The organism is Chryseobacterium subflavum, from assembly GCF_055762745.1.
On record NZ_JBVTMR010000001.1, the window covers coordinates 645,395 to 665,164 of the forward strand.

At 35.0% G+C, this 19,770-nt stretch carries 24 protein-coding genes, 1 tRNA gene and 1 pseudogene; 18 read left to right on the top strand and 8 right to left on the bottom strand.

The window, feature by feature from the left end; all coding sequences use genetic code 11:
- The first annotated feature begins 158 nt into the window (after positions 1-158).
- From AC0INN_RS02900 to AC0INN_RS02910, 3 genes are all read left to right on the top strand, one after another.
- On the top strand, positions 159-578 hold the full coding sequence (locus tag AC0INN_RS02900; RefSeq protein ID WP_273647566.1) for a hypothetical protein: 420 nt from the start codon (positions 159-161) through the stop codon (positions 576-578).
- Positions 579-825: 247 nt separating this feature from the next.
- Positions 826-1,410 carry a hypothetical protein gene (locus AC0INN_RS02905; RefSeq protein ID WP_172277902.1) on the top strand — a complete coding sequence of 195 codons (585 nt, stop codon included), beginning with the start codon at positions 826-828 and terminating at the stop codon, positions 1,408-1,410.
- A 178-nt stretch (positions 1,411-1,588) separates the two neighbouring features.
- On the top strand, positions 1,589-2,092 hold the full coding sequence (locus tag AC0INN_RS02910) for a hypothetical protein (RefSeq protein WP_273647567.1): 504 nt from the start codon (positions 1,589-1,591) through the stop codon (positions 2,090-2,092).
- Between the two features lie 35 nt (positions 2,093-2,127).
- Here the strand turns inward: AC0INN_RS02910 and AC0INN_RS02915 are convergent, their stop codons facing one another.
- Positions 2,128-2,979: a pepsin/retropepsin-like aspartic protease family protein gene (locus AC0INN_RS02915; RefSeq protein ID WP_273647568.1), complete on the bottom strand. Its 852-nt coding sequence runs from the start codon at positions 2,977-2,979 to the stop codon at positions 2,128-2,130.
- A gap of 123 nt (positions 2,980-3,102) precedes the next feature.
- Between AC0INN_RS02915 and AC0INN_RS02920 the strand changes: the two genes are divergently transcribed.
- The 7 genes from AC0INN_RS02920 to AC0INN_RS02950 all read left to right on the top strand — a co-directional run bounded on the left by AC0INN_RS02920 (position 3,103) and on the right by AC0INN_RS02950 (position 7,689).
- On the top strand, positions 3,103-3,879 hold the full coding sequence (locus AC0INN_RS02920) for an isocitrate lyase/PEP mutase family protein (RefSeq protein WP_273647569.1): 777 nt from the start codon (positions 3,103-3,105) through the stop codon (positions 3,877-3,879).
- Complete coding sequence (locus AC0INN_RS02925; protein WP_273647570.1) at positions 3,879-4,922, top strand: bifunctional transcriptional activator/DNA repair enzyme AdaA; 1,044 nt, start codon at positions 3,879-3,881, stop codon at positions 4,920-4,922. The genes AC0INN_RS02920 and AC0INN_RS02925 overlap by 1 nt, the downstream gene beginning before the upstream one ends.
- Positions 4,923-4,970: 48 nt before the next feature.
- Positions 4,971-5,504 (top strand): Crp/Fnr family transcriptional regulator, encoded by a 534-nt coding sequence (locus tag AC0INN_RS02930; RefSeq protein ID WP_273647571.1) that lies wholly within the window; start codon positions 4,971-4,973, stop codon positions 5,502-5,504.
- A 54-nt stretch (positions 5,505-5,558) separates the two neighbouring features.
- Positions 5,559-6,113, top strand: a complete 555-nt coding sequence (locus tag AC0INN_RS02935) for a DinB family protein (protein WP_273647572.1) — start codon at positions 5,559-5,561, stop codon at positions 6,111-6,113.
- Positions 6,114-6,191: 78 nt separating this feature from the next.
- Positions 6,192-6,797 carry a DUF2911 domain-containing protein gene (locus AC0INN_RS02940; RefSeq protein WP_172277915.1) on the top strand — a complete coding sequence of 202 codons (606 nt, stop codon included), beginning with the start codon at positions 6,192-6,194 and terminating at the stop codon, positions 6,795-6,797.
- A gap of 5 nt (positions 6,798-6,802) precedes the next feature.
- A complete protein-coding gene (locus AC0INN_RS02945; RefSeq protein WP_306611603.1) occupies positions 6,803-7,333 on the top strand; it encodes a GNAT family N-acetyltransferase in 531 nt (176 codons plus the stop codon).
- Positions 7,330-7,689 carry a cupin domain-containing protein gene (locus AC0INN_RS02950; protein WP_273647574.1) on the top strand — a complete coding sequence of 120 codons (360 nt, stop codon included), beginning with the start codon at positions 7,330-7,332 and terminating at the stop codon, positions 7,687-7,689. Before AC0INN_RS02945 ends, AC0INN_RS02950 begins: the two co-directional genes overlap by 4 nt.
- An 84-nt stretch (positions 7,690-7,773) precedes the next feature.
- Here the strand turns inward: AC0INN_RS02950 and AC0INN_RS02955 are convergent, their stop codons facing one another.
- The 3 genes from AC0INN_RS02955 to AC0INN_RS02965 form a co-directional block, all read right to left on the bottom strand.
- Complete coding sequence (locus AC0INN_RS02955) at positions 7,774-8,517, bottom strand: dienelactone hydrolase family protein (protein WP_273647575.1); 744 nt, start codon at positions 8,515-8,517, stop codon at positions 7,774-7,776.
- 193 nt (positions 8,518-8,710) lie between these two features.
- Positions 8,711-9,322: an HAD family hydrolase gene (locus tag AC0INN_RS02960; RefSeq protein WP_273647576.1), complete on the bottom strand. Its 612-nt coding sequence runs from the start codon at positions 9,320-9,322 to the stop codon at positions 8,711-8,713.
- 232 nt (positions 9,323-9,554) lie between these two features.
- Positions 9,555-9,989, bottom strand: coding sequence for a type I restriction enzyme HsdR N-terminal domain-containing protein (locus AC0INN_RS02965; protein ID WP_273647577.1), 435 nt, complete (start codon positions 9,987-9,989; stop codon positions 9,555-9,557).
- Between the two features lie 6 nt (positions 9,990-9,995).
- Between AC0INN_RS02965 and holA the strand changes: the two genes are divergently transcribed.
- The 4 genes from holA (at position 9,996) to AC0INN_RS02985 (ending at position 14,028) form a co-directional block, all read left to right on the top strand.
- Positions 9,996-11,033, top strand: coding sequence for a DNA polymerase III subunit delta (holA, locus tag AC0INN_RS02970; protein ID WP_306611606.1), 1,038 nt, complete (start codon positions 9,996-9,998; stop codon positions 11,031-11,033).
- A 268-nt stretch (positions 11,034-11,301) separates the two neighbouring features.
- Positions 11,302-12,243 carry a thioredoxin-disulfide reductase gene (trxB, locus tag AC0INN_RS02975; protein WP_172277927.1) on the top strand — a complete coding sequence of 314 codons (942 nt, stop codon included), beginning with the start codon at positions 11,302-11,304 and terminating at the stop codon, positions 12,241-12,243.
- Positions 12,244-12,469: 226 nt separating this feature from the next.
- A tRNA-Ser gene (locus AC0INN_RS02980) sits at positions 12,470-12,554 on the top strand.
- Between the two features lie 253 nt (positions 12,555-12,807).
- Positions 12,808-14,028 carry a site-specific integrase gene (locus AC0INN_RS02985; RefSeq protein ID WP_273647579.1) on the top strand — a complete coding sequence of 407 codons (1,221 nt, stop codon included), beginning with the start codon at positions 12,808-12,810 and terminating at the stop codon, positions 14,026-14,028.
- A 784-nt stretch (positions 14,029-14,812) separates the two neighbouring features.
- On the opposite strand, the gene AC0INN_RS02990 is transcribed toward AC0INN_RS02985, so the two are convergent.
- Positions 14,813-15,157, bottom strand: a complete 345-nt coding sequence (locus AC0INN_RS02990; protein ID WP_273647580.1) for a hypothetical protein — start codon at positions 15,155-15,157, stop codon at positions 14,813-14,815.
- Between the two features lie 54 nt (positions 15,158-15,211).
- Complete coding sequence (locus tag AC0INN_RS02995; RefSeq protein WP_273647581.1) at positions 15,212-15,535, bottom strand: helix-turn-helix domain-containing protein; 324 nt, start codon at positions 15,533-15,535, stop codon at positions 15,212-15,214.
- Between the two features lie 156 nt (positions 15,536-15,691).
- Here AC0INN_RS02995 and AC0INN_RS03000 point away from each other — a divergent pair, with 156 nt between their 5' ends.
- Genes AC0INN_RS03000 through AC0INN_RS03015 form a run of 4 tightly spaced genes read left to right on the top strand, consistent with a single transcriptional unit; the run spans position 15,692 to position 18,448 of the window.
- A complete protein-coding gene (locus AC0INN_RS03000) occupies positions 15,692-16,447 on the top strand; it encodes a sporulation delaying protein family toxin (RefSeq protein ID WP_273647582.1) in 756 nt (251 codons plus the stop codon).
- Positions 16,448-16,456: 9 nt separating this feature from the next.
- Positions 16,457-17,026, top strand: a complete 570-nt coding sequence (locus AC0INN_RS03005) for an SdpA family antimicrobial peptide system protein (protein WP_306611611.1) — start codon at positions 16,457-16,459, stop codon at positions 17,024-17,026.
- Complete coding sequence (locus AC0INN_RS03010) at positions 17,023-17,937, top strand: sporulation-delaying protein SdpB family protein (protein WP_306611613.1); 915 nt, start codon at positions 17,023-17,025, stop codon at positions 17,935-17,937. Before AC0INN_RS03005 ends, AC0INN_RS03010 begins: the two co-directional genes overlap by 4 nt.
- The gene (locus AC0INN_RS03015) at positions 17,915-18,448 is read left to right on the top strand and encodes a PH domain-containing protein (protein WP_306611615.1); all 534 of its coding nucleotides are present in this window, start codon (positions 17,915-17,917) and stop codon (positions 18,446-18,448) included. Before AC0INN_RS03010 ends, AC0INN_RS03015 begins: the two co-directional genes overlap by 23 nt.
- Positions 18,449-19,117: 669 nt before the next feature.
- Here AC0INN_RS03015 and AC0INN_RS03020 read toward each other — a convergent pair.
- A complete protein-coding gene (locus tag AC0INN_RS03020) occupies positions 19,118-19,366 on the bottom strand; it encodes a hypothetical protein (protein ID WP_273647584.1) in 249 nt (82 codons plus the stop codon).
- Between the two features lie 113 nt (positions 19,367-19,479).
- Positions 19,480-19,560, bottom strand: a pseudogene (locus tag AC0INN_RS03025) (hypothetical protein); the annotation flags it as partial.
- Positions 19,561-19,770: the final 210 nt, after the last annotated feature.

The window sequence follows — 19,770 nt, forward strand, 5'->3', positions numbered from 1 at the left end:
GTGCGTTTTTTAGTAAAGAATAAATCTTATAGAGATAATAGAGATAATGAAGAAATCATTGTCTAAATTTGAATGATTCACTATTTTATTTGAATCAATGTATAAAGAAATTTTTAAAATATTTTTCGGATTTTAATTTTCTCGGATCAATATATTATATGAAAAATAAAAGAATTTTCATTGTTGGAGTGTGTATAGTAGTCTTCTTAACCGCATTTTTTTATGCTTTATTTGAAAACCCCTATAAGACCGTAAAAATCAAAGTACTCGATTGTGAATATACTTACAGAGACTATTATTTTGATGATTGGAAACTAAGGGATTCCTATATAAAACCACAACCAACCACAGCATTTGGAAAACAGTTCGCTGAAAAAGAAATTGGGATGTGTTTGTATAGTAAATATTTTCAAACATTACATTCACAATATAAAATTGAACTTTTAAAATTGTTCAAAAACAGTGAAGAGGTAATAATTACAGAAAAGAATTTTGTAATTGATAAGGAGTTTAAAAATAAGACGGGGTTAAATAAACCAAAAGACTCTATTGATTTCAATCAATATTATCTTGAGTAAAGTTTTGGTTCTACAATATAAGGTTTACGATATTACAAAGGTTATCATACAATGACTTCGGACATTTTTCTTACCATAGTTCTAAACGCACTTTAATGAATAATTTAAGGTGTGTTTTTATTTTTGGCGAATATTTTATTGGGTTTATTTTAATGTACGATAAACATTGGAAAAATTAAAGAGAGTAGGTAAAAGGAAATTGATAAATATGTAAATTAGCCCGTTAAAATTTATTAAATAAAATTGAATGAAATCAAAATTTAAAATTTTTGTTTTAGGTGTTTCGTTGACGTCTTTAACGAGTTGTGCATTATCTAATTCTGTTCAGAAAATTAATTATCAATCAGGGTTAAAAATTGATAATAAATTAGCTTCCAGTAAGACTGTTCAGATCGATCCTATGAAAGATACAAGGGGATATCAGGATAATAAAGTTATTTTCTATAAGAAAAACATGTACAACCAAACCATGTCCGGTGCTTATATGGCTGAAAAACCTGTTTCAGAAATCCTTACGGACGCTATAAAAAACGGGCTTAAAGAAAAGAATGTTAACTTAGGCAGCGATAATAAAAGTTTTACGTTAAAATCAGAATTACAAAAAATGGATTACGAAGCCATTTCCGGATTCTCTACTGTTCAGCTGATTCCTCAGATCACCGTAAAGTTTCAGTTGATTGACAATGAAGGAAAAGTGGTTTGGACTGATCTGATAACAGGAAAGGCAAACACAAAAGGAGCCAAATTTGAAAAATTCCTGCCACCGGCTATCGACAATCTTGTAGAGCAGCTGGTCAACAGCCAGGATTTCCTGAATACGATAAAAGAATAATCGATATTTTGATATAAAAAAACAGATAATTTTTGCCCCGTAATTTTTTACGGGGTTTTTAGTTGATGTAAACATATTAGTTTTTTTTTGCCGATTTATTTATAAATTAGAGCGTTAAAATTCAGGCTGTTAAAATTGTAAAAAAACTAATAGGAATTCCATCAAATCAAAAGTAACCATGGCAGAATACAACGCAAAATCAAATAATGCTTTATCTTTTGAAGTGACAAAAGATGAGAAATTAATTGGAAAACTTTCTTATAATAGCTGGTTTAAGTTCAATGCAGTCATTGACCTGGCGGATTATTCCCATTATGTAATAGAACCTAAAGGTTTTTGGGGAACAACGATTGAACTGAAATACCATGATCGTGTTCTGCTGAAGTTCAGAATGAACTGGAACGGAGAAATCGTCATTCAGACCCATTTTAATGATTGTAAAAAAAGTTATGCCTTTAAGCACAGAGGGATTTTTAAAGAATCTTTCGTGCTGGTGGATGAAGAGGGTTCTGAATATGTAGTGATGAAACCTAATTTTAAGTGGAATAACCCCGATTATGAATACCAGATCGCTACCTCCGAAGCTTTTGAAGAAATTCCTGATAAAGAAATTATATTGATCACTTCATTGCATTGTGCCAATTATTACATGTCTATGATGAGTTCAGCCTCTGTAATATAACTATAGAATGCCTAACATTAGCTAGTTTTTTATTTTTAATTGATTTTATAATAAGGATCGGAGAAATATCGGCTGGGTTTAATATAAGCTGTTTTCCGGTCTGCATCAAATATCCATATGAACCTTTTGATCAGGTCAGCTGCAAAATAACTTACTTTTTGCGTTTTAAGATCTCCGGCAAAGAATCCTGCAGAAACATTTTTTAATGTTGTATTTCCGATTTTAAACTCAGGTAAAATTCCTTGTTTTGTGATCACACTTTTTCCGCTGGAATTCTTTAATGTTTTCTCGCCCGTTATTTTTAATTTTTTATCCAGCAGGTTATCTTCCGCAAGCTGATTATTGTACAGAAGTCCACCGGAATATCCCGATTGTAACAGAAAGCGGCCGGTAATTGTCTTCCCATCGATTATATTTTCTGCTTCAATAAACAACTGATCCCTTTCCGGATATAATTTTATAGGCTGAAATCCCTCCAGATCGGGTAGATGATCATAAATTACAAACTGATTATGGTCATAATCGATCTTGAAGGCCTTTCCGGAGAAAGCTCCTGTTCCGAACTTTCCGTCAGCTTCATGTCCGGTCAGTTCATTATCAAAAAAACGCACATTTTTCCAGGTGATTTTTTCCAATTGTACTCTGTTGTTGTCACTGATTTCATCCTTATTAAAGATAATATGATCTACCTTCCGGGTTCGTTGAGGGGATATTGAAGCATCCTCCATGGCAATCTGAAACATCAGATCTAGTGAATCCTTGTCATTAACCAGTGCTTTTACAATAATATTATTGTGCTTGGTTAATCTGAAAGGAATTGTTTCCTGTGCGTGAAGAGTAGTGAGGCCAATAAGGAAAAAGAGTATGAATTTTATTTTTGTCAGCATGGATAAAAGATTTCGGTATAGAAATTAACCTTTATTTTTGAAATATAAAAGAATAAAAATACTTGTTCATTTTTCGGTTGCAAAATATACCACATAGTACTTAATTTTATAAAAAAAAGAGAAATGACAAATATTCAACTTTTCAGAGATCTGCATCATGGTAATGAACCTTTATTGGTGGGAAATGTATGGAATGTACAAAGCGCGAAAGTATACGAAAAGCTGGGCTATAAAGCTTTAGCCACTTCAAGCTCTGCGGTAGCGCATAGTTTGGGGTACGAGGATGGAGAAGAGATGAGTTTTGATGAGTATTTCTATATGGCTGAAAGGATACTGAAATCTGTTCATATTCCTGTATCCGTGGACCTGGAAGCGGGTTATGGAAATACAACCGATGAGATCGTTTCCAATATTTCCAAACTGTCGGCTGCCGGAGCTGTAGGGATTAATATTGAAGACAGTATCGTGGTGGACGGAAAAAGGAGATTACTATCACAGGATGAGATTTATGAAAAATTCCGACCTGTTATTTCAAAACTGAAAGACAATGCTGTTGAGATTTTCATCAATTTCCGCACAGATCCCTTTTTGATGGGAATTGAAAATCCTGTTGAAGAAACTTTGCAAAGAATCCGGATCTTTGAAGAACTGGGAGTGGATGGGATCTTTGTACCGTGTATTACCGATGAAGAGGATATCAAAACCATTGTGAACGCCACGGAGACTCCTATCAATGTTATGTGTATGCCGGAATTACCCGATTTTGAAACTTTAAAAACGCTTAATGTAAAAAGAATTTCCTCAGGTAGTTTTTTAAACGGATACATTTATGATCATTTGGAAGATGCGGGCCGCGAGGTTGTTGCAAAACAAAGCTTTTCACCTATTTTTATATCATAATGAGGCTTACAGAAGACAGAATGTATCAGGCTTCCCTGGAAAAGGATTCCACATTTGAAGGAACGTACTGGATGGCCGTAAAAACGACCGGAATATTCTGCCGTCCCACCTGCACTGCCAGAAAGCCCAAAAGAGAAAATGTGGAGTTTTTTTTAGACACGAAAGAGGCTATCGCACATGGTTACAGAGCATGCAAAGTATGCAGGCCGCTGGAAAAACTCAATGAAACACCATCCTACATCCGGGAATTGCTGAATGAATTAATGGGTGATGAATCGGTGAAAATTAAAGACTCCGACTTGATCGCGAGAAATATAGAGCCGGTAACAGTTCGCCGTTGGTTTTTGAAAAATCACGGGATCACTTTTCATGCTTTTCAAAGGAAACTGAAGGTAAATAAGGCTTTCAAAAGGATTAAAAACGGGGAAAGTATTCTCGATGCCGCAATGGCCTCGGGTTATGAAAGTCTGAGTGGTTTTAATGAACGCTTTAAAAATATAGTAGGAGTCTCCCCAAAACATACAGGAAGGCAGAAGATTATTGACCTTAAAAGGATTGAAACACCTTTAGGAATCATGTTTGCTTGTGCTGTTGATGAAGGAATCTGTCTTCTTGAATTTACAGACCGGAAAAATATGGACCGGCAGTTTGCTTCGTTGTCAAAATTCCTCAATGCAGAAATCGTTCAGGGAGAAAACAAACATTTCCAGCAGCTCGAAAGAGAATTACAGGAATATTTTGAGGGCAGGCGAAAGTCTTTTGATGTTCCGTTATACATAACGGGTACAGAGTTTCAGGAAAAAGTATGGCAGCTGCTACGTGAAATTCCAATGGGAGAGACCAGGACCTATAAGCAGCAATCTGAGGTTTTAGGAAACCCAAAGGCTATACGTGCTGTAGGAACCGCCAATGGGATTAATAAAATAGCTATATTGGTTCCTTGTCATAGGGTGATCGGGTCTAATGGTGACCTGGTTGGCTATGCCGGTGGCATCTGGAGAAAACAAAAATTACTGGAGCTGGAAAAAGCGATCTTATTCTGATTTTTTATTTAAATTTATAGAACACATCATAACAAATATCCGGAATTTATGAGTTCTGTAAATACCATCCAAACAATGATCGATGCCGGTTTATTTCAGGCTCAGAAAACCATTCAGCGATACCAGTTTTTAAAAGTAAAAGGAGAGACTGATACTCATATTTACTTTGTGCAAGAAGGAAGTGTAAGGATTTTTATCATGGATGAGGATGAAGAACGGATCGTCAGGTTTGGATATAAGGGGAACATTATTGTTTCACTTGATTCTTTTTTATCAGAAAAACCCTCTGATTTTTACATCCAGGCTATAAAAAGGACTACTGTAAAAATAGCCACCAAGAAAAATTTTTATGAGTTGATCCGGTCGGATTACCAGCATCTGAATTGGTGGACCCATGTTCTGGAAGATCTCGTTCTGCAACAGATTGAAAGGGAAAAAGATCTCCTGATCTATTCTCCCCGTGAGCGTTTTGAGAGGGTTTTGAAAAGGAGTCCGAAGCTGTTTCAGGAGATTCCCAATAAATATATTGCCAATTATCTGCGCATGAGCCCCGAAACATTATCGAGGCTAAAGAAATCTTGAGTTCAATCAAGATTTCAGAATGGATTAATCCTGAAGTTTGTAGAAAAAGGATCAATGAAAATTCTTACCGCTCAATTATTATCAGAATTAAAGGAAATTACGCAAAATAACACCCGGTACGTAGAAACTCTTCTCAATAGAACGGATCAGGAACTCAATTACAGAACCTCTGAAAACTCCTGGACTGTACTGGAATGTATAGCGCACCTTAACCGGTACGGTCAATTTTATATTCCGGAAATCCACCGAAGGATATTATCTTCAAAATTTCCACCCAAAGTTACTTTTTCACCTGGAATTTTAGGGGACTACTTCGCAAAGTCCATGCTTCCAAAAGAGAAGCTTAATCCAATGAAAACATTCAAAACAATGAATTCCATTCACAGTAAATTGGATAAGAACGTGTTGAAGGATTTTATTGAACAACAGCATCAATTACTCGGACTGCTTGAGAAAGCTAAAGATATTAACCTTGAAAAGACCAGAACGAACATCAGTATTTCAAAGCTTATTAAACTGAAGCTGGGAGACACTTTACGTTTTGTGATCTACCATCATTTGAGGCATATTGAGCAGGCAAAAAAAGTATTGGAAAGTCTTAAAAATTAATAGTGCGAAAGCAAAAATTATTAAGAATGGGGAGGGCTGTTTTATTTTGATTTCGTAATTTTAGGCAAAAATTTACACGTGAAGAAATTACTATTCGCAGTTTGCCTGTCTGCTTCAGCTTTAAGTTTTGCACAGGATTATTCTGTACCGGCAGCAAGTCCACGTCAGAGAGTGGAACAACAATTTTCGATGTCTAAGATTACGATCGATTATGGAAGACCCGGAGTGAAAGGCCGTAAAATTTTCGGTGAATTGGTTCCTTATGGACAGGTGTGGAGAGCAGGAGCAAACTCTTCAACAAAAATTACTTTCGGACAGTCCGTTAACTTTGGAGGGAAAACAGTTCCTGCAGGGACTTATGGACTATTCATTATTCCAACTGAAAAAGAATGGAAAGTTATTTTAAATAAAGATTTCCAGCAATGGGGCGCGTACACCTATGATCCAAAGCAGGATGTTGTAGACGTTACCGTACCCGTAAATAAATTAGCAGATAAGCAGGAATGGTTTGAAATTACATTAAACCCTACCGATGAAAATTCCGGAAATTTGGTTATTAAGTGGGATATGGCTCAGGCAGAAGTTGCTTTGAAGCCGGCAAAATTAGATGCGGTGATCAAAATTTCTGATAAGTTGAAAGAAATCAAGAAAATAGAAACCGACGCAGCTAAAACCAAAAGCTAAGACGTATGAATTTCTCTGTTCAACCTATTTTAGAAAATGATGAACTTCAATTAATCCCCTTGGTACAAGGGGATTTTGAATCTGTATACGAGCTGGCTTCAGATCCTAAGGTCTGGGAACAACACCCGAACAAAGACCGTTACAAGAGAGACATTTTTGAAAGCTTTTTTCAGGGAGCGATGGAAAGTAAAGGAGCTTTTAAAATTATTGATAAAGCATCGGGAGACGTATTGGGAAGCTCCCGTTATTATAATTACGACGAAGATGACAGCAGCATCTTTATCGGGTATACGTTTTATGGAACAAAATCCTGGGGAAAAGGCATCAATCCTAAAGTGAAAAAGCTGATGCTGGATTACATTTTTCAGTTCGTGGATAAAGTTCATTTCCATGTAGGAAAAGAAAATCTCCGCTCCCAGATTGCTATGGAACGATTGGGAGGTGTAAAAACAGGAGAAGAAGAGGTTGCTTATTTTGCAGAACCTACCCGGACCAACTTTGTGTACGAAATCAAAAAAGAAAGCTGGCTGAAATGAAAAAATATAAAATTCAGAAATCCCCTTTTATCGTTCCCACTACAGATGGGAAACTCATTGAGGAACATTGGGGAAATTCTACGAATAATTCAGATATATCAATTGCTCATATGGTAGCACCTCCCGGTTGGAGCGAACCTCACCAGACTCCTCAGTTTGATGAATTTACCATTATTGTTTCCGGAAAAAAGCAGTTTGAAATTGACGGTGAAACGGTCATCCTTGAAAAGGGGCAAAGCATTCTTGTGGAAAAGGGAGCCAGAGTACGTTACAGTAATCCTTTTACTGAGCCCTGTGAATACATTGCGATCTGTCTTCCTGCCTTTTCCATGGAACTGGTGAACAGGGAAGAGTAGCCATTAATAAGAAACCGGACAGTATATTGATCTGACAATATAAGGTTGTTGTATCGCCAGATCAATACATTGTCCGGATAAAAGTTACTTCAGAATTTCTTTCAAAAACATCAGGGTATGGTTCCATGCTCTCTTAGCCATCACTTCATTGTAATCAGGAGATTTTGGATCAGTAAACGTATGCTTTGAATGAGCATAGGTGATGATCTGCCAGTCAGCAGCCCCGTCGTTCATTTCTTTCACCAGGTTATCATAATCCTGTTGGGTAACTCCTTTATCGTCTGCTGGATTTTCAATCAGCATTTTCGTTGAGATCGGACCGTTCTTTCTTGTCTGGTCCTTACCAATGCTTCCATGAATCGATACAACACCGGCTACAGGCATATTGGCCCTGGCAACTTCCAAAGCTCCGGTTCCACCGAAACAATAGCCGATCACAGCTACTTTCCCGTTGGATGCACCGCTCTTTTTAAGCTGTTCTAACGCCAATGAAATCCGTTTTTGATATTCCGTATAATTTTGTTTGTAATGTCCCGCTGCTTTTCCGGCTGCGTCGTTGTCGGCAGGAACATTCCCTTCACCGTAAATATCAGCAATAAACGCAATATAACCTTGTTTTTCAAGCTCTACAGCAGCTGTTTTGGCTTCGTCATCAATTCCTTTCCAGGCGGGTAAAATCAGTATTCCCGGAAGCTTTTTTCCGGCATTGGATGTTACAAGGCCATTGAGCTTCTGTGAGCCGTCCTGATAAGAAACGGGTTTTAAGTTTTGACTGAATAATGCTCCCGATGTCATAAAAAGGGTGGTTAATAAGATGGAACGTATCATATTTTGTTATTTTAATTACACTAATTATTCTTTAATAGCTGAAGGAATATGGATGAGATACGATCTTGAAACTGCATGTAAAGAGAGGGGATTTCTCCTCAATAAAGTAACAAAAATGTATCAAAATCCTCATCTAAGTTAATAAAAATAACTTATTAGAAGAACCATTAAAACATTGTTAATCCGTTATTTATTAGAATTTCAATCCCAAACCGATCAGTTCTTTTTCCAGATCTGTTGTAGGATATACCTGTATGGTATGAAAACCTAAAGATTCTGCCATTTCAATATTCTTTGGATTGTCATCTATAAAAACAGATTCATGAGCATGGATATCGTAACGTTCCAGTAGGAGATGCCATATTTTGGGATCCGGTTTTATCAGTTTTTCGGTTCCTGAGACCACAATTTTTCCATCAAAAAGCTGGAAGAAATCATAATTTTCAAGAGCGTAGGGAAATGTTTCTTCAGACCAGTTGGTGAGTCCGTAAAGATGATAATTGGTTTTGCTGAGTTTTCTTAAAACCTCCACATTTTGTGGAATATCACTTTTCAGCATAACATGCCAGTTGTCATAATAGGCTCTAAGCTCTCTTTCCCAATCCGGAAATTTCTGAACCTGAATGTTGGTTCCTTCCATAAGACTTCTTCCCCGGTCCTGTTCCTCATTCCATTCAGACTGTGCGATGTGGGTAAGGAAATATTCCATTTTCTCATCGTCATTGAAATAGTCCCTGAAAAAATATCTTGGGTTCCAATCCATTAAAACGCCCCCGAAATCGAATATAATATTCCTGATGTTCATAGTAATCCGCTCAATATTTACTAACCGCACAATAGCTTTATCATCTGAATTTTACATTCAACTGAATCTCTTAAGTGCTTTGTTATTTAATGATTTACAATTTTTGTAGCTTAAATGTAGGGAGATTTATGCTCTTATGAACTATAGACTGTGTTTAAAAATTGTGAACTATTAGTTAACGGGAGGATTCATATACAATCGGTTGCTGATGTGTTGAATGGCAAATGGAATTTTAATGATCCGCTTTATAAAACTGATACTGCTCATTCTCAAAATAAGCATTGATATGTTGAAGGCCGTTGGTAAGGACAATTTCTTTAGCTCCGATGATCGAATTGTATCTTGCCGTTTGTTCAAAAGTTTTTTCCGTCAGTTTAATATGGGGAGCTTTGCATTCCACCAAAACAATAGGCTGGGCTTTTTCTGTGATCAGCAGGTCAACTCTTTTTGTGAGGCCGTTTAAAACGATCTTTTTTTCCGTAACCAAAGCAGATACGGAGTAGGATTTTACAGTAAGATAATAATGTATCCAATGTTGTCTTACCCATTCTTCAGGGGTAAGCAAAAGGTAAGTTTTACGAACCAAGTCATAAATAAAAAACTTATCTTTGTCTTTCTTGAATTTAAAATCAAAAGTTTCCTGAAAATTCAGTTTTGGAAGTTCCATTAAAAGATGAAAGAATTAGATTTAATCCTCAAAAATATTAAAAATAAAGAAGTTTTACCGATTTATTTTTTCCACGGAGATGAACCTTATTTTATTGATGTTGCCGTAAAGGCTCTTGAACACGACTTTCTGGAAGAGGATGAAAAAGCTTTCAACCAGACCGTGACCTATGGGAAAGATACTACCTATCAGGAAGTTCTTTCGCTGGCAAGACAATTTCCTATGATGGGGGACAAGCAGGTGATCATTGTAAAAGAAGCACAGGATCTCAGGCTGAATGAAGAGGAAAGCAGAATCCTGGAATCTTATGTTGAAAACCCTGTACCTTCCACCGTTCTTGTTTTTGCCCACAAGCATAAAAAGCTGGACAGCCGCAAAAAAGTAACAAAAGCATTGGACAAGGCAAAGGCTCTTTTCCTGAGCGAATCGATCCGGGAGAATAATCTTCCTAAATGGATTGCTGATGAATGCATCAAGCTGAATATTAAGACAGCACCTAATATTTCCCATCTTTTAGCGGAGTATCTTGGAAATGATCTTTCACGGATCGCCAATGAGCTTGGAAAATTAAAGATCATTTTAAAGGAAGGAGAAGTTCTGGACGGAACGATCGTTGAAAACCACATCGGGATCAGTAAAGAATTCAATGTCTTTGAACTTCAGAAGGCTTTGGGAACAAAGAATTCCAATGCAGCATTTAAAATTGCCCATTTTATGGGAAAAAATCCCAAGAATAATCCTTTTGTGATGATGCTGGCCAGTTTGTACAATTATTTTTCAAATGTAATTATTTACCAGACAATGGCAGGGCAGCCACCACAGGTTATCGCCTCTCAGATGGGAATCAACCCCTATTTTATAAAAGATTATGCAGAAACAGCCAGGCTATATCCTCTGAAACATGCAACAAGGGTTATTTCTATTTTAAGGGAATTCGATATGAAAGGAAAGGGGCTTGGTGCCGTGAATATGAGCGAAGCAGAATTGATCAAGGAACTGGTATATAAGATTATTAATGTGGATAAGTTTAAGATGAAGGTGTAGGTTGGATGAGAGTTGAGGGGGTAAGATTTTTATAGAGCGCTGAGAAGTCGGAGATTGCTCATGTTGACATATAAAGCGATTTCGCGATTAAGCAATTTAGCAGTTTTGAAACTCTGATGAACCCGAAACCAGCGCCTGATAACCAATACTACATTCATCGACAATCGACATATTGATTATTGACAAGTATCATTAAAATTCCTTTAATAAAACATTAAAAATTACGAAATTAGCGAACTTTAATTTTAATCTTTTTGAAAAGTAAATTATGGAGCAAAACATTTTAGATTGTGTAATAGTTGGATCAGGGCCATCTGGGTTCACAGCGGCAATTTATGCAGCAAGAGCAGATCTTAAACCTGAATTGTTCACAGGTTTGGAACCGGGCGGACAATTAACAACAACAACGGAGGTTGATAACTTTCCCGGATATCCTGCAGGTATTACAGGTCCTGAAATGATGATGGATTTGCAGAAACAGGCAGAAAGATTTGACACCAAAGTTCATTATGAAATGATCACAAAGGCTGAATTTTCTAAAGAAGTAGGTGGTGTTCATAAATTGTATGCTGGAAACAAAGAAATCCTGGCAAGAACAGTAATTATCTCTACAGGAGCCACTGCAAAATATCTGGGGCTGGACGATGAGAAAAAATATAATGGAGGAGGAGTATCTGCTTGTGCCACTTGTGATGGATTTTTCTACAGAGGAAAAGACGTAGTGGTAGTAGGAGCGGGTGATACAGCTGCTGAGGAAGCTACCTATCTTGCAAAATTGGTGAATAAAGTAACCATGTTGGTAAGAAAGGATGAGTTCAGAGCTTCAAAAGCAATGGTTCACAGAGTTCAGAATACACCGAATATTGAAGTGAAGTTTCATCACGAATTGATCGGGATCGAAGGGGAAAACAATCTTGTAGAAAGAGCTGTGGTGATCAATAACCAGACTCAGGAAAAATCTACCGTGGATGTGCACGGGATCTTTATTGCCATCGGCCACAAGCCTAATACAGATATCTTCGCCGGACAAATTGATCTGGATGAAAACGGGTATATTCAAACGGAGAAAGGATCAACAAGAACCAACCTTCCTGGTGTTTTTGCAGCAGGAGATGTTCAGGATCACATCTACAGACAGGCCATTACAGCTGCGGGAAGCGGATGTATGGCAGCCATGGATGCTGAAAAGTATCTTGCTGAACTGCATTAATACTTGAATCAATACATCATATCATAAACGCATCATGAATTGGTGCGTTTATTTTTTATCCTGTTTGTTGATCAATACACACAGAAAGACAATCCCAGGAAATTAATCCGGTTGATTTCTAGCTGATTATTTTATTTTGTTAAAATTTATCCGGGAATTATTTTGTCAGAATTAAAAAACGTTCTATATTTGCACCACTGAAAACGAAGGCATAGCCGGAGTTCAGGGAGAGTTGGCAGAGTGGTCGATTGCGGCAGTCTTGAAAACTGTTGACTGTAACAGGTCCGGGGGTTCGAATCCCTCACTCTCCGCAAGGTTAGAAACCAAAATAAGCTAAAACGCTGTAAACATCATGTTTACAGCGTTTTTTGTTTTAGTGCAGTATCAAAAAAAAACAAACTAGGTCACGATTTATATGTCCTATTTCGTATCCCATTCGAAAAATAACAAAAATGGGTCACGAAAAATCACGGAAAGCCCGACCAATAAGCAGTCTAACGATTGTACATCTTGCAAAAAGTGGTAACAAAAAGTAAATTAGTAAATCATTAAAGTTATCACACAATGAACAAAACATTCAACCTGTTATTCTTTATCAAAAAGAATAAAATCAGAAACAACGGAACCGCTCCCATCTACTTACGAATTACGATAGACGGCAAGGCAGCAGACATTGCTGCTAAAAGGTATATCGATCCGAAGAAATGGGATGTTAAAGCACACAAAGCACTAAGCAATTCGCAAGAAGCAAAAACACTGAATCTCTATCTTAAAACTTTAGAACAGAAAGTTTACGATTTCCACTACCTGATGCTGAAAGATGAAAACTTTGTAACAGCAGAGAGTTTAAAATCTAAACTGCTTGGAACTGATATTGAGCAAAGAATGCTTATTCCGATATTCCAGGAGCATAATGACAAAGTGGAAGCTTTGGTTGGTAAGGATTTTGCCCCAGGAACACTGGAGCGTTATAAAACTTCTTTAAAGCATACACAGGAATTCATTAGATGGAAATACAAAGTTTCTGATATTGATATCACGCAAATCGATCACGGTTTTGTAAGTGATTATGACTTCTGGCTCCGCAGTGTACGTAAATGTGGAAACAATACAGCTGTGAAATACCTAAAGAATTTCAAAAAGATCATCCGATTATGTATGGCCCACGGATGGATCATTAAAGATCCTTTTCTGGGCTATAAAGCAAAGATTAAAGCTGTTGAACGTCCTTACCTTGCTAAAGAAGAAATTCAGATGATCTATGAGAAGGAATTTGTTTCCGATCGATTGAAGCAAGTACGAGATATTTTTCTTTTTAGTTGCTATACAGGTCTGGCTTATGTAGATGTAAAACAATTATCAAAATCTAACATCAATATTGGTATTGATGGGGAACAGTGGATTTTTACACATCGTCAAAAGACCGGTACTTCAACCAGAATTCCATTATTGACTTTAGCTCAGGAGCTGGTTTTAAAATATAAAAATCATCCGCAATGTGTGAATTCAGATGTCCTTTTCCCAGTTCTTAGCAATCAGAAAATGAATTCTTATCTCAAAGAAATTGCTAGTGTCTGTGGAATCAATAAAGATTTGACATTTCATATAGCAAGACATACTTTTGCTACTACTGTTACATTGTCTAATGGAGTACCGATTGAAAGCGTGAGCAAAATGCTGGGACATAAAAATATTAAAACTACACAACAATATGCTAAGATTTTGGATGAAAAATTGAGTAACGACATGTTAACTCTAAAAGGTAAACTTGGAGAACAAAAATAGACGTTATTTCTTGCTCAATTATCTTGGTAGAACAGTCATTAATTGAAAACGGAAAGTCTAAAATAATTCCTGTCAAGGGACCTTAACGAGCGTATCTTCAAACACTTTTATCGATGATTTGGTTCGATTAAGTCAAATTAAACTATACTTATAGAATCAATTTTTTCTTCAGAAATATTTAGTATTATAATTTGAAATTTACTATAAGTTAGGATAAGCACAAGTGGTGAACTGCTTTTAGCATTTATTGTTAAAAGTGTAAAGAAATTAAAGGTAGGTGGATAAATTAGCTGAAGTTTTTGCAAAGGGAGATGATTTATACGAAGCAAACAAGGACGGAGCTATCTATATCACAACCGATTCGGGCGATAATCGTTAGTCCAGATAGAATTATTGAGAGTACTAGATTCTATATTTGATGCCAGACCCGCAACAATGAATGCCGTTGGGTGTGCTTATTTTTTTATGGTGTTATCTAGTTATTAACCTGTTGTTTGAATTACTATAAAAAATATTAGCTTATCAATCAGGTAATTATAGACATTGAGGAGCATATCAGGATTAAGCATTTTCTAAATATTAATATTTGTATCAAGACTACAAATCAATTCCTGATTTCATCAGTTTAAGTTTTCAAATTATTAAATTTGGAATTCAAATTTGTAATGCAGTAAAATTGGAATCACTAGACTATTTCGAATCTCATTCTCTATTTCAGCTGTACAAAGCACTGAACCTTCCTGTAGACCTGTTTGATCTTACGGAGGGATTCACTATTTTCAATTTAAGAGATATTTGTTTCCACATTAAGAGATCCGGATACACGCGATAACGAATTGTTAATTATAACATAAAGTACTGCTTTTGGGTTTTCTATTCCATGGACTTTGTAAGGAACATTCATGTGGAAGTGGCCATCTGGAAGTTGAGTCCAATCAGATGGCTCAAATTTAAAAATATAATCTTTACGATTGAAGTATGGTAGTAATGTTGCAATAAGAGGGAATAAAATAACAAATACTAATGCAAGATAGTCTAATTCTTTTGTATAGTACCACTTATTAATTACATAGACTGCAGATCCTGTAGTTAAGGCGATACATATATTTTTAATGACATTATTTCTCACGATCAATCTCTATTTTACATCAATTAAATCTAGAAATTTCAAATATTTTCAAACTTATTGGAGATAAGTAAATAAATTATCCACAACCTCAGTTACAATTTTCTTAATCAACTCAGCATCTCTATTGTAAAAGCCACTACCTCCTAATAGTAATGAATTAGCAAAAAGTTTTTGCTTACCACTGAATTCAATGACATCAAAAAAATTAATATCTAAAATTTCTAATAATTCACCCAGTTTTTTTATATCAAAATCATTTTCTCCCTTTTCTAAACGACTATACTGTGCTTGTGAAATATCAAGTAGATCTGCAATATATGTTTGAGAATAACCTTTTTGTATGCGTTTTTCTCTTATTTTTTCTAATCTGACTTTCATAATGTCAAAAATATAAATCAAAAATATAAAATTATTGTGAATTTATAAACAAAATAATTGTATTCTAAAAACGTATAAAGTATACATTTTACGGATTGTTAAATAAGGTATTAATCTATAGTTTTACCAAATATTAAAACTTAATAACATTATATTATGAAATCGGTAAGAAAAATCGCAAGTCATCCTATCATATTAGGTACATTACTTGCTTCGTTTTTAAACATGTCGTGTAGTCAAGGTGATACTCGTGACAATCAGAGTATTGAAATCAAAAATGAAAAAAACAGTAGTAATTTTTCAAAAATAGCATCGCTTAGTGATGCTGATGTTTTTAAAGGAGTAATGTTTTTTGAAGGAGATATTGCTAATAGCTTATCAGATTTTAAAGAATTAAACTTTAGAAACTTTATTACTGACAATACAAAAATTGCAGAGATTGAAGCATTCCAAAATAATGTTGTTAATAATATTGAAGTTTCAAATCCTGGTTATTTGGATAAATTCAGAACAGACATTTCTTCTGGGGATTATTACAAAGTTGAAGCTGCCATTAAAGAGGCTGCCCAGCTTGTAAGAAAAGAAACAATAGCATTAGCTCAAACTAATGATGCAACGGCAACAGAGCTTACAAATCTTTATGCGACACAGGTCAAAGAACAAAGTGACATCAGCAGTTCTACATCAGTCCCAGAGGTTGCTTCAAAAGCGAGACAAATCAAAATACAGGCTGGGGATACGGTTTGGTTTGATACTGACACTGTTGTTTGGGCAGTTGTGGCAGTTGCAGGAGCTGTGGTGGTTGTAGGTGCAGTAGCTGTGTTTTTATATGCTCCACAGACAGGAATGGATACTCCTTACTTACAAGAAAAATTTACTTCGGATGTAACAATGCAATTAAAGGGAATTTAAGTATTTTACATGAAGAAAGTAAGTATATATTCAATAATAGCTCTCTTTTCAGGGCTATTTATTGTTTTATTCATATTCTTTAAACTCCTCAGTGTTTATTTAGGAAATAATCCTCTTAACAATAGTCAGAGCATAAAAGCATCCTACGTATCGTTTTTTCCGGAAGGTTGGGCTTTTTTTACCAAGACTTCAAAAGATCCAAAAATTCATATCTTTTCTGTCAAAGGGAATAAGATAGAATACCTTAATCTTAGAAATTTTTCTTCTGAATATTATTTTGGTATATCGAGACACAATCGGGTATTAAATGTTGAAATAGGCAATATTACACAAAGAATTAAAGAAGATTCTGTTAAATCTTTCACAATAACTACAAAGTCTGAATTAAATATTCTGGATGGGATAAAACCTGACACTTTACAATATTCAGATTTGGTGATAGATAAGAAAAGTATTAAAAATTTTAATGGAAGATACTTAATTTCATTGGAATTTCTCCCGCCCTGGTCTTTATTAAACCAAAGTCCAGAGTACCCTTCCAAATTTGTAGTTTTCCCCATAAATATTATCACGAAATGAGGTCATTAATTTTGTTGTTGGAAAGAAAATCTATATTTAGTGAGCGTTTAGCATTTGCCCGATCTATATTTGCTTTAGGCGCCTTATTAACTCTTTTATTCAATAACGTCCCAGAATTGGCTGATTTTGAGTTATTGTCGAATAAACAGGAAATGATATTCGTAAGAAATATACCACTCGCCAATTTCAGTATCTTCTATTTATTAGGTTTGGAGTTGGGAAAATATATTTCGATCCTGATCCTGCTATCTGTTTTTACGGGATATATTCCCCAGGTAACAGGCTTATTACAAGCATGGGTACATTATAGCATTTGTAATAGTTTCTTGGTTGTGGAAGGTGGTGATCAAATTGCCTCAAATCTTACCATTCTGCTTGTTCTTATCTGTTTATTTGATAATCGGTTAAATCAATGGAGACCAGAAAGAAAAAGTGAGGGAAGAAAGCCTATTAATGTTTTTTTTAATATATACTATTTTTTGATTATTCTTCAGGTTGCTATAATATACCTGCATTCGGCTGTTGGAAAACTATACAATGAAGAATGGAGAAATGGAACCTGTGCCTATTATTGGTTTACGCACAACGTATTTGGAGCGCCGGTTTGGATTCAGAGAATCTACAATATTTTTACACTAAGTAAATTTACTCCTTTATTTACATGGTCTGTAATTATCTTGGAACTCTTACTTTTTGCATGTATATTAGCTACCAATAGAAAATTAAGATATTCTTTTTTAATTGTTGGGTTGATTTTTCACTTGAGTATTATTTTTACTCATGGCTTAGTTTCTTTTTTCTGTTCCATGGCTGCAGCATTGATACTCTATCTTGATGATGAAAATATCATATATTCGAAAATAAAAAAATTATTTATCAAAAACTATTATGGTAAGAAAGTACAAAGCTAAAATGGGCACAATGACTATAGTCTTAACATTAGTCTTAAATCTATTTATTATTAGTCTTTATTATTTTATTATTTTTAAAAAAGATTATGTTGAGGTTCCTTCAGCAGCAGCGAAGTATTTTCTTTTAATGCTGTTTGCAATAATAGCGATAGTCCCCTATATATTACATCCTAGAGAGTATTTGATAAAGGATAATTATATCCTTATAAAATCACCTGTTTTTACAATAAAAAAGATTAACATTTATGATTTGGTGGATATAAAAGAAACAAATACACGTGCATTCAACATGCATATGCGTATGTTTGCTTCGAAGGGTTTTTGGGGATACTTTGGAATATTTAATTCAAAACCATATGGCAGGTATTCAGTATATGCTTCCAATCTAACAGATCTTGTATTTATTATTACAAAGACTAAGGATATCACTATTATCAGCCCAAGACAAAGGCTTGATTTTATAACAACCTGTCAGAGTATCAGATCTCAGCAATTAGAAAAAATTAATTAGGACTCTGTAAAAAAGTATTCGAAGATAATAACATCCCGTTTTCAGCTTTTGAGAAAATTTTAAGGATTTCTTTAATGCAATTTGGAGGTAACAAGGGTGACGAATTTGAAATTATAAAAAGAAACGAAACCGAAAAATTCAATAAACCATCATTACCTACTTATTAAATATTTTCGATCAGTATTTTATCATTTATCTTTTCCCTTAAGTAAAGAAACTCTGAGTATAACCAAAGTTTGGATATATTGAAATCCCATAAGGGTTCATTTTCATTAATTATAACAAGTGTTTTATCATTAATGTCATATTCTTTCATAAAGTAACTGGTAAGTGATAACAAAATTTTTTAACTATCATGATTTACTGGGCTATAAAAGTATGGATTATTCGTCATGCTTATTTCTCAAATTAATAGACATTATTCTTGTTTCCAAAAGCTTAAATTCATGCATGGGGTATTTTATGGATGCGGTACCCAGTTTTTTCCAAGGGATTCCTTTAATAATTTATTGTTTCCGAATTATTCTTTTTATAAATAAAATCTTCTTTTGTAGGATGGTAATTCTTAAAGAACCATCTGGATCCTCCTACTGTGAGATGTTTCATGCTTAGTTTGTGAAGGTTATTTCTACTGACAATTTCCAGGGCCCTGCTGTTAATATTGATATTTTAAAAAGTGGCTATAAGCTCACCTTCAACACTGTATAGGTTACCTTCTTTTTCATACATGTCTCTGCTATTTGCAACCAGGTTTGCCCCGGTTCTTCTAAAATGGTCTTTACTGACAGATAGCTTTTCCAAGTTTTCAGCATGCAGGTGAAACCTATTACCATCTTTAAATGAGATCAGAAAAGGCTCGGTATTTGAATTTCCACGAAATGATGTTATACCAAACGGGGCACAGACCTTCGCTATCATTTTCCCTCTGATTATAATAAGCAGGTATATTATAAAAATCTTTTCTAGGTATTTGTTGAAGAATTTCATGAATTGTCTCATAATCAATTCCGATGGCTTACGCTTTTTTCATCTTATGATGTAATCAGGTGCTCAAGGCTTTTCATATCTCCATAGTTGGAAATAGCGTAGTTTTCAAAATTTTCAATAGATTTCCATTCTTCACCGGGAAGATTCCCGAGTGAAGTATTGTGAAAGACTTCACTAAAGTATTAGTTATCTATATTATCGGTCTGGATCATTAAAAAAATTGTTAACAAAAAAATATCACGGCATCCTGAAAACAAAAATATTAAACTCAAAATATGTTTAAAAGGAATGTGGTAGATTAGGAATACAAGCATCTTAAGTAAACTATAGTAAGA